Source organism: Nocardia vinacea NBRC 16497, assembly GCF_000308835.1.
Lineage (GTDB): Bacteria > Actinomycetota > Actinomycetes > Mycobacteriales > Mycobacteriaceae > Nocardia > Nocardia vinacea.
Genome location: NZ_BAGN01000038.1, coordinates 1 through 11,957 on the forward strand (window position 1 = coordinate 1; position 11,957 = coordinate 11,957).

At 66.4% G+C, this 11,957-nt stretch carries 1 pseudogene; it reads left to right on the top strand.

The features are described 5' to 3' along the window. Positions 1-359: 359 nt before the first annotated feature. Positions 360-11,348: pseudogene (locus tag ON44_RS04515) on the top strand (amino acid adenylation domain-containing protein); the annotation flags it as partial. Positions 11,349-11,957 lie beyond the last annotated feature (609 nt).

An 11,957-nucleotide genomic window follows, 5' to 3' on the forward strand; every position in this document is an offset into this window, starting at 1 on the left:
AGAATCTGGCCGCGACGAGTCTGGAGCTGCCCGGACTGACCGTCGCGGCGGTGGACTTCGATGCCGCGGTATCGCAGTTCGATGTGCACTGGATCATCGGCGATCACTACGACGAGACGGGTCGGCCCGCGGGTATCAGCGGTGCCGTCACCTATGCGCACGATCTGTTCGACGAGCGGACGGTTCAGGGCTTCGTCGCTCGGTTCGCACGCTTGCTCGGCGAGATCGCCGCCGCGCCGCGCACCGTCGTCGGTGAGCTGGAACTGCTCGACGCTGTGGAATGGGCCGAGCTGGTCTCCGGTCGCAATGCGACCGACCATGCGGTGGATGCGTCGGCGACGCTGGTGTCGCTCCTGGATGCGACCGTGGCCGCCACACCGGGCGGGGTGGCGCTGATGGGCGCGGACGGCGAGCCGGTGACCTATGCCGAGCTGGATGCCCGGGTGAACCGTCTTGCGCGGCACCTGATTTCGCGGGGAGTCGGTCCCGAGTCGCGGGTGGTGCTCGCCTTCCACCGGTCGGTGGATCTGGTCGTCGCGATGTACGCGGTGGCCAAGGCCGGTGCCGCGTATGTGCCGGTGGATCCGGACCAGGCCGCCGCGCGGACCGACTACATTCTGGGTACGGCGGCACCGGTCTGCGTATTGACCAATGCGGCAGCGGGTTTCGATACCGAGCTGGCACCGGTCGTGCGACTGGACCGGCTCGACCTCGGTTGGCTTGCCGAGACACCGATCACTGATGGTGAGCGGGTAAGGCCGCTGCGCGCGGGGAATACCGCGTACCTGATCTTCACTTCGGGTTCGACGGGGCGGCCGAAGGGGGTCGCGGTGTCGCATGCCGCGATCGTCAACCAATTGCTGTGGAAGACCAGTGAATTCGTGCTCGGACCTGGCGATGCGGTGCTGTTGAAGACGGCAGCCACCTTCGATCTGTCGGTGTGGGAGTTCTGGTCGGCGGCCGTATTCGGCGGGCGATTGGTGCTGGCGCACCCGGACGGACATCGCGATCCGGATTATCTGAACGATCTGATGGCGCGGGAGTCGGTGACCACCCTGCATGTGGTGCCGTCGATGCTGGACGCGCTGTTGACCGGTCGGTTGCCGTTCACCTTGCGGCGAGTGCTTGTCATCGGTGAGGCGTTGCCCGCCGGGCTGGCACAGCGATTCCGGGACACCTATCCGCAGAAGGAACTGTTCAACCTGTACGGCCCGACCGAGGCGGCGGTGTCGATCACCAGCCATCGGGTGACCGATGCGGATACCGTCTCGGTGTCGATCGGTGCTCCGGAGTGGAACAGCCGTGTCTATGTGCTGGATTCGCGGTTGCGTCCGGTGCCGGTGGGTGTTTCGGGTGAGTTGTATCTGGCCGGTGCGCAATTGGCGCGCGGCTATTTCGGGCGGGTCGATCTGACGGCGGAGCGGTTCGTGTCGAATCCGTTCGAGTCGGGTACTCGGATGTACCGCACCGGTGACCTCGTGGCCTGGAATGCGCACGGTGAGTTGGAGTATCGCGGTCGCTCCGACTTCCAGGTGAAGATTCGTGGTTTCCGGATCGAGTTGGGTGAGATCGAGGCGGCATTGGTCGCGCTGCCGGAGATCGCGCAGGCGGCGGTGATCGCGGATGCCGATCAGCGGACCGGTGATCGGCTCGTCGCGTATCTGGTGGGCATCGATATCGATGTGGCACAGGTGAAGTCGGCGCTGGCCGGCGTACTGCCGTCCTATATGGTGCCCGCCGCCTATGTGGTCCTGGCCGCGCTGCCGCGCACGGTCAACGGCAAGCTGGATCGAAAGGCATTGCCCGCGCCCGAGTTCGAGACACAGGTCTTCCGTGCACCGTCGACGCCGATCGAGGAGATCGTCGCCGGGGTATTCGTGGATGTTCTCGGGGTAGATCGGGTCGGGATAGATGACGACTTTTTCGCGCTCGGCGGCAATTCGCTGATCGCAACTCAGGTGGCGGCGCGCCTGGGAGCCGCGCTGGATACGCAGGTGCCGGTGCGGATGTTGTTCGAGGCGACCACGGTCGCGGCGCTGGCGGTCCGGGTGGAGCATCGGGTGGGCTCCGGTCGGCGGCTGCTGCTGGCCGCGAGTACGCGACCGGATCGGGTGCCGTTGTCGCTGGCACAGCAGCGAATGTGGTTCCTCAACCAGTTCGATACCGCATCGGCCGCGTACAACGTGCCGGTCGCGGTGCGACTGTCCGGTGCACTGGATATCGATGCACTGCGATCGGCGGTCGCCGATGTGGTGGCCAGGCACGAGGTGTTGCGCACCGTGTACCCGTCTCGCGACGGTGTCGCATATCAGGTGATTCTGCCTGTGGGACAGGCGGTTCCGGATCTGGCCGTCGTCGATGTCACGGTCGATGAGCTGCGGGATCGAATCGTAGAGCTGGTCGGTGCCGGGTTCGATGTCACCGCCGAAGTGCCGGTGCGTGCCGAATTGCTGCGTTGCGACGGCGACTACGTGCTGGTGCTCGTGGCCCATCACATCAGTGCCGATGGCTGGTCCATGGGTCCGCTGACCCGTGACCTGATGCTGGCCTATGTCGCGCGCACCGGCGGATCCGCGCCCACGTGGACGCCATTGCCGGTGCAATACGCCGACTTCGCGCTGTGGCAGCGGGCCGCACTCGGCTCGGAATCGGACCCGGATTCGCTTGCCGGACAGCAGGTGTCGTATTGGCGACAGGCCCTGGCCGAGCTGCCGGATGAGCTGAACCTGCCGTCGGATCGGATTCGGCCCGCCGTCCCGTCGTTCGTCGGCGGTCGGTGCGATATCCCGATCGATGCGCAGTTGCACGCCGCGCTGGTGGGATTGGCCCGCGAGCACAATGCGACCTTGTTCATGGTGGTCCACGCCGCGCTCGCGGTATTGCTGGCGCGCTTGTCGGGCACCGACGATATCGCCATCGGAACGCCGGTCGCCGGGCGTGGCGAGGCCGAACTCGACGATGTCATCGGCATGTTCGTGAATACGCTTGTGCTGCGCACCGAGGTATCGGGCGCCAGCACCTTCGCCGAGTTGCTGGCCCACGCCAAGGATGTGGACCTACAGGCCTTCGCACATGCGGACATTCCGTTCGAGCGTTTGGTGGATCTGCTCGAACCGGAACGGTCGACGGCACGGCATCCGCTGTTCCAGGTAGCGCTCTCGTTCGAGAACCTGCCGGACAACTCGTTCGAGCTGCCCGGATTGCAGGTCCTCCCAGTGAATTTCGACCTCATCACCGAGAAATTCGATCTGTCGCTGGCGATTCGCGAGTCCGGTTCGGGCATGTTCGCCGCGTTCACCTATGCGCGCGACCTTTTCGATGACGCGACGGTGCGCGTCTTCGCGGATCGGTTCGTGCGACTGCTCACCGCGATCGTGACAGATGCGGAAACACCGGTGGGTGATCTGCCGCTGCTGGCCGAATCCGAGGTCGAATTCCTGACCCGTGTGCAGCCGGATCATGTGATGGCGGGTGGGCTGCTGCCCGATCTGCTGTTGCGTGGGCTGCGCCACGGTGCGGACCGTGTCGCGGTCAGGTATGCGGGCCGGTCGATCAGCTACCGCGAACTCGACCGGTACTCGTCGCGGTTGGCCCGGGTCCTGATCGAGCGTGGTGTCGGGCCGGAAAGCCTTGTCGCGGTGGCCTTGCCGCGCTCCTATGAGATGGTCGCCGCGGTGCTGGCCATCGCGAAGACCGGTGGCGCACATGTGCCGATCGATCCGAACCATCCGCTGGAACGGGTCCGGTACCTCCTGGCCGATTCGGCCGCGGTCGTCGGACTGACCACTGCCGAATACGTCAAAGACCTCCCCGATGACGTGCAGTGGCTCGCGCTCAACGATTCCGCGACAGAAGCGTTGTGCGCCAACCGATCCGCCGCGCCGATCACCGATGCGGACCGGATCGCCCCGCTGCGTCCGCACCACGTGGCCTACGTCATCTACACCTCCGGCTCGACCGGTATGCCCAAGGGCGTCACGGTGACCCACGCCGGACTCGGCGGCCTGCTCGAGCATGCGATCGAGCTGTACCGGCTCGAGCCGACACGTCGTTTCCTGCATATCTGCGCGCCGAGCTTCGACCCGTCGGTGCTGGAATGGCTGTGTGCCTTCTCGGTCGGCGCGACACTGGTGATCGTGCCGTCCACCGTGCCGGGTGGGCCAGAACTCGGTGAGCTGCTGCGCGCCGAACGGGTGACGCACGCGATCATCACCCCGGCGGTTCTCGGCACGGTGGACCCGACCGGCCTCGACGACCTCGAAATGCTATCCGTTGGTGGCGATGTCACCACGCCGGAACTGCTGGCCAAGTGGCAGCCCGGCCGCCGGTACTACAACGGCTACGGCCCGACCGAGACCACCATTATCTCGTCGTATGCGGAATTGACTGCGGGACAGCACATTACGATTGGCACGCCCGTGCGCGGCATGTCCGCGCTGGTGCTGGACGCGCGGCTGAATCCGGTACCGCCCGGGGTGACGGGTGAACTGTATCTGGCGGGCGGTGCGCTGGCCCGCGGTTATCGCAACCGAGCCGGGCTGTCCGCGGAGCGTTTCATCGCCAACCCGTGGGGTGACCCCGGTGCCCGGATGTATCGCACCGGCGACCTGGTCCGCTGGTATGCGACTTCGGCTGGGGCCTGGGAGCTGGATTATGTGGGCCGCAGCGACTTCCAGGTGAAGGTTCGCGGCTTCCGTGTCGAACTGGGTGAGATCGATGCGGTGCTCGGCGGCCACGAGGACGTCGAATTCGCGGTCACCCTCGGTCGCGAAACCGCCGCTGGCGCAACGGTGCTGGTGTCGTATGTGCTTCCGGTGGCGGACCGTGTTGTCGACGCGGACCGCGTCACGGAATTCGCGGCGCGAGTACTGCCTTCGCATATGGTGCCTTCGGCCGTCGTAGTCCTCGACGAGGTGCCGCTGACCACCAATGGCAAGCTCGACCGCAACGCGCTGCCCGAGCCGCGGTTCACCGCCACGGTGTCGCGGGCGCCCTCCGGCCCCTTGGAATCGCGGATCGCCGAACTGTTCGCGCAGGTCCTCGGCGTGCGGTTGGTGGGAGCCGATGACTCCTTCTTCGCCATCGGCGGCGACAGCATCGTCTCGATCCAGTTGGTTTCGCGGGCCAAGGCAGCCGGAATCGGCTTCACCCCGCGCGATGTCTTCGAGCAGAAGACCGTCGCCGGATTGGCCAGGGTCGCGGTGCTCGGTACGGATCCGGCGCCGGTGGTGCTGGCCGAGTTGCCGGGTGGCGGTGTCGGCGATATCCCGCTCACCCCGGTGCTGGCGGGCTTCCTCGACAACGGTTCGTTCGGCCGATTCGCCCAGACACTGGTGCTCGCGCTGCCGGAGGGCATCGATCGCACCGGACTTACCGCCACGCTGACAGCCATACTCGACCACCACGACATGTTGCGCGCGCGGGTATGGCAGGTCGACGGCCGGTGGTGGCAGCAGGTCGCCGCACCGGGCACCCTCGACGCGTCGACACTGTTGTCCGAGGTGGACGTGCCCGACGCGGCCGAGCTGAACCGAATCGGCAACGCCGCCATGGCTTCCGCGCTGGCGGCACTGGATCCGGCCATGGGTCGGATGGTCGCGTTCAGTTGGCTGCGCAGGTCGAATGCGCGCGATCTGCTGGTCGTCGCGGCGCACCACTATGTGATCGATGGCGTTTCGTGGCGGATTCTGATCCCGGACCTCATCACCGCATGGGCTCAGCGTTCCGCCGGGATGGCCGTTGCGTTGCCGCCGGTCGGAACATCGTTCCGGCGTTGGGCGCACGGTCTGGTGGAGGCGGCGGGCTCGCCGTCGCGGATGGCCGAGCTCGACTACTGGCGCACTGTGCTGGCGACACCGGATCCGTTGCTCGGTGCGCGTGCGCTCGATCCCGCCGTCGATACCCATGCGACGGTGCGGCAGTTGACGGTCGAGGTGCCGGTCGATGTCGCCGATGCGGTGCTGACCACGGTGCCCGCGCTGTACCGCGGTGGTGTCAACGACGGACTGCTCGCCGCGCTGGCCATGGCGGTGCGGACCTGGCGGGCGCGCCGCGGGATCGACGCCACGGTCACCAGGATTCGATTCGAGGGCCACGGCCGCGAGGAAGCGACCGTGCCCGGCGCCGATCTGACCCGCACGATCGGCTGGTTCACCAGCGTTTACCCGGTGGCGCTCGAGCTGAGCGACGTTGCCGAGGAGCCCGCGGCGGTGCTGCGGTCGGTGAAGGAGCAATTGCTCGCGGTTCCGGATCGGGGCATCGGCTTCGGCCTACTGCGCCAACTGAATTCGGGTACCGCCGGTGCGCTGGCCGGTGATATCGGGCAGATCGGCTTCAACTATCTGGGGAGGGTATCCACCGGCGGTGCACCGGAGTTGACCGATCCGGCCTGGCTCCCGTCCGGCGATCTGGGTGACCTCGAGGACGGCCAGGATCCGGGGCTGCCCGCCTCGGCCGTGGTCGATATCAATGCGATCGTCGTCGATACCGATGCCGGGCCGCGGATGGATGTGGTGTTCAAGTACGCCGGTGAAATCCTCGACGCGGCGGTAGTACAGGAACTGGCCGACGACTGGCTCATCGCGCTGACGGCAGTAGCCAGGCATGTAGCGAACCCGGACGCCGGTGGTCTCACACCATCTGATGTGCCGCTCGTATCGACCACCCAGCACGAACTCGACACCTGGCGGGCGAACTACCCGGGCCTGGTCGAGGTACTGCCGCTATCGCCGCTGCAAACCGGCCTGCTGTTCCTCATGGAAATGCTGGCGGAGTCGGTGGACCCCTACGTCATTCAGGTGGCGGTCGAACTCTCGGGCGAATTCGAACTCGAGCGTTTGCGCAGCGCCGCACAGGCGGTACTGGACCGGCACGCGAATCTTCGCAGCGCCTTCACTTTCGGCGCGAACGGCAAACCGGTGCAGCTCATCGCCGACGGTGTCCAGGTGCCGTGGCGCGTGGTCCCCGAGGTGCCCGACGCCGACCTGCCCGATCTGCTCGCCGCCGACCAGCGCACCGGATTCGATTCCGCGCTGGCACCGCTGCTGAGATTCACGGTGTACCGCACCGTATCCGGGCGCACGCACCTCGTGCTGACAGCGCATCACATCCTGCTCGACGGGTGGTCGATGCCGCTGCTGATGAAGGATCTGCTGATCCTCTACGCGACCAGGAGCGATGCCGCGCTGCTGCCTGGATTGCGGCCGTACCGCGACTATCTGGCGTGGCTGTCGCGTCAGGACCGCGAAGCCACATTGCGCGCGTGGGAAACCGCGCTGACCAAGGTCGCGCCGACGCTGCTCGCGCCCGCTCTGGTGCGACCCGCGGTGCCGGACAATGGATTCAGCCCAAACAACGGATTCGGCAGAGCTGCATTCGAACTGTCGGCGACCGAGACGGTCGCGCTGACGTCCTTCGCCGCGGCGACCGAGGTCACCGTCAATACGGTGCTGCAGGCGGCGTGGGGCGTGGTCGTCGCCGGTATTACCGACCGCGACGATGTCGTCTTCGGCGTCACCGTTTCGGGACGTCCACCGCAGCTCGACGGCGTCGACGCGATGGTTGGCCTGTTCGTGAACACGATCCCGCTGCGCGTCCGATTCGATTCGCGGACAACGGTTTCGCAGTTGCTCACCGAGCTGCAAGGTGAGCAGGCCGCGCTGTTGGAGCATCACTATCTCGGGCTGGCCGATGTCCAAGCGATCGCGGGTGGCAGCGAGTTGTTCGACACGCTGCTGGCCTATGAGTCGTATCCGATCGACGCCGATGGCCTGCGGCAGGCGGGCAGCGCCGTCGACGGGTTGGTGGTCAGTGGCGTGAGTTCGGTCGACTACACCCACTATCCGGTTACCGTCCGGGCCGAACTGGGTGCTGAGCTCCGGGTGGAGGTGTTGTATCGCAGCGACGCCGTCGCGGATTCGGCGGCGCAGGCGCTGACCCAGCGGTTGCGCACTGTGCTCGGCGAATTCGTCACCGCGGATTCGGTTGCGGCCGTGCGCGACGGTGTGGGGCCCGATGTACTCACTCAGGTTCGATACTGGCGCACCACGCTTGCGGGGCTGCCGGATGAGTTGACGTTGCCCATGGATCGTCCGCGCTCGACGATGCCCACCCACGACGGTGGACAGGTCGGGCTGGAGATCGGCGTGCATCTGCACCACGAATTGCGTCGGCTTGCCGAGACCAGGAATACCTCGGTATTCGTGGTGGCGCATGCGGCTTTCGCGGTGTTGTTGGCGCGGCTTTCCGGCACGACCGATATCGCAATCGGGACGCCGGCCTCGGGGACGACCGTGGTGCTGCGCACCGAATACGACCCGAGCGCGACCTTCGATGAACTGCTCGCCGAGGTCGGCCTGGTCGACGCCGCCGCATTCGCGCACGCCGATGTGCCGTTCGCGCAACTCGTCGAGATACTCGACCCCGTCCAGGTGACCGGCAGGCATCCGCTGTTCCAGGTCGCGATGGGCAACACCGCCGCGACCGAACCGATCACGGTTGACCTGCGGCTTTCGCTGAACGAGCGGGTCGGCCCGCGCGGTGAAACCCAGGGGGTGCTGGCGGAATTCGCCTATGCGACAGACCTGTTCGACGCCGCGACCGCACAGGGCTTCGCCGATCGGTTCGCCCGCATCCTCACCGCGATCGTCGCCGATACCGCGGTGACCGTCGGCGATATCGAGCTGCTCGGACCCGATGAACACACCAGGGTGCTGCGCGAATGGAATTCGCGTGGTGCGTGGGTGCCCGCCGCGACACTGCCCGAACTGATCGCCGATCAGGCCCGGCGCAGGCCCGATGCGGTGGCGGTCCGTTTCGGCGATACCGCACTGAGTTTCGCGGAGCTGCGTCGGCGGGCGAACCGGGTGGCCAGGGCGCTCATCGCCGCCGGTGCCGGACCGGAATCGCTGGTGGCTGTTGCGGTTCCGCGGACCGAAGAGCTACCGGTCGCGCTGCTCGGTGTGCTCACCGCTGGTGCGGCGTATCTACCGATCGATATCACCTATCCGGCGCAGCGGCTGGCCTTCGTGCTGTCGGATGCGGTTCCGGTCTGTGTGCTCACCACCGCGGAGCAGCGGGTCGATGTGCCGGTCGGCGAGCTGCCGGTGATATTGCTGGAAGAGATAACGGAATTCGACGATCGCCCCGTCAGCGATGCCGACCGAATCGCACCGCTGTTGCCCGATCACCTTGCCTACGTCATCTACACCTCGGGTTCGACGGGTGTGCCGAAGGGGGTGGGCGTCGCACATCGCAATGTGGTCGAGCTGTGCGCGAATACCCAGCCGCTGTTCGGGTTCGACGAGACCGATGTGTGGACGCTGTTCCACTCCTTCGCCTTCGACTTCTCGGTGTGGGAGCTGTGGTGTGCACTGGCTACCGGCGGCTCGGTGGTCGTCGTCGACTACGCGACCTCGCGGGCACCGGAACTGTTCCGCAAGTTGCTGATTCGCGAACAGGTCACCGTGCTGAACCAGACGCCGTCAGCCTTCTACCAGCTCATCGAGGCCGATCGGGCCGCAGCCGATTCCGACGGCGAATTCGCGCTGCGCCATGTCGTATTCGGTGGCGAGGCTTTGGATCTGCGTCAGTTGCGGCGCTGGTATGAGCGCCATGACGCGGATGCGCCGCGCCTGGTCAATATGTACGGCATTACCGAAACCACGGTGCACGTTTCGTTCCTGGCGCTGGACAAGCAGATCGCGGACAGCCCGGACAGCCTGATCGGACGTGCGCTGCCCGGCTTGGCGGGCTATGTGCTCGACGAGCGCTTGCACCCGGTGCCGGTCGGAACACCGGGTGAGATCTATATAGCCGGAGCCCAGCTGTCCAGGGGATACCTCGGCAGGCCGGGACTGGCCGCGGTGCGTTTCGTCGCGAATCCCTTCGGAGCACCGGGATCTCGCATGTACCGCACCGGCGACCTCGGACGCTGGGGTCGGACCGGACTTGCCTACGCCGGGCGCAGTGATCAGCAAGTTCAGTTGCGCGGCTTCCGAATCGAACTCGGCGAGATCGAATCCGCGCTGCTGCGCTGTCCGGGTGTGAGCCAGGCGGTGGTGCTGGTCCGCTCGACCGAACGTCTCGGTGATCAGCTCGTCGGCTATGTGGTGCCTGCGGCCGGTGCCGGAATCGCTCCCGATGAGCTGCGCGTCCAGGTGTCCGAATTCCTCACCGGCTATATGGTTCCGGCCGCCATCGTGGTGCTCGATGTGATGCCATTGACGCCGAACGGCAAGTTGGACCGGCGCGCGTTACCCGAACCAGCATTCGAGGCACGGCAATACCGCGCACCGGCCACACCGATCGAGGAAACCGTCGCCGCCGCCTTCGCGGAGGTGCTCGACCTCGACCGATTCGGTATGGACGACAACTTCTTCGAGCGCGGCGGCAATTCATTGATCGCCACGAAGCTGACTGCCCGGCTGAGTTCGGTTCTCGGCGAGAAGATTCCGGTGATGCGGGTGTTCACCGCGCCGACACCGTCGGACTTCCTGGCCGAGCTGGCTCGCCGGGCTGGTGGGCAGGTCGAGGGCGAGGCGGCGTTCGATGTGGTGCTGCCGCTGCGTGCGACGGGTACCGCCGAACCGCTGTTCTGTATTCACCCGGTCTCGGGTATCGCTTGGTCGTTCGCGGGGCTGGCCGCCTATCTCGATTCCGACCGGCCGATCTACGGCATCCAAGCGCCGACACTCGCCGCACCGGCGGTGCTGCCGGACACGATCGAGGAGTGGGCCGCGATCTATGTCGATGCGATCCGCTCGGTCCAGCCGAAGGGGCCGTATCACCTGATCGGCTGGTCGATGGGCGGTGTCTTCGCCCACGAGATCGCCGTGCAACTGCAGCGGGCCGGACAGCGAGTGGCCACGCTCGCGGTGATGGACAGTTATATGGCCGATCCACCCGACGAACGCGCGCAAGGCGCGGGCTCACCCGTGCCGGTGGCCGAGCTGATCGGCGGCCTGCTCGGCGAACAGGCCGGTGACCTCGGCTTCGCCGCCGATGTGGATTTGGCACAACTCGCTGAGCGGTTGGTCGAACTGCCGGAGCCGTTCGCCTCCTTCGGCTCCGAGCGGTTCACCCGGGTGCTGGATACGGCCGTACATTCGGTCGTCCTGCGCAACACCTATCAGCCCGTTCGCTTCCACGGCGACGTCATCTATTTCACTGCGGCGGTCGACGACCCCACCGGTTCGATCGGCGCGTCGATCTGGGCCGAGGTAGTCGACGGCACGGTGGACAACCGCGCGGTGCCGACCACTCACTGGCGGATGACGGCCGCCGCTGGGCTCGCGGAAATCGGCAAGGTGTTGACCGGGGTGTGGCGGGAAAGCCGCGGCGCGGACTGATCTTCGGTGGCGCACGCTTATTGGGTGTGCGCCACCGTTGTGGTGGCCGTGCACCCGACATAGCGGTGGGCAGGCGACACGAGGGGTGCGCGGGGCCAGCGACTTCCGGCACCTACAGTTGTTCGGCACTGTGCGGCACAGCGGGGGCGAGGTGCGTTTTACTCCGATGACGGTGCCTGGCAGGCAGTTTCGTCGCTGCCGCGTGGGCATGCGGTGATCTGCGGTGCGCAATTCATTCGGGTGTGTGGCCGGAACGAGGGTTGCGTTTGGGTTTGTTGGACTGCGGTGGGTCCTGTTGTTCTGCAGCGACTTCCGGGGTCTGCCGGTCCAGGAAGGCTCGGCGTTGCGTGTTCTTCCGGTGCAGTGCTGGGCGCGTCGTGTGCCGTACCCGGCTTACCTTCCGCGGCCAGGTGGGCAGGCATGCGGCTTCCAGCGTGGTCGACTGGCTGTGGTTGCATTCTCGAGCGTGGGATCAAGATCAGGTGGAAGTGGTGGCGGGGCCTTCTCGCGGTTTGCCGCCGTGGTTTCCACGTGATCATTTGTCCAGGTCGGCAGGTGGCCGATACACGGGGTGCGTGGGGGCGGGACGAGGGGTGGGGGTTGCGTTCG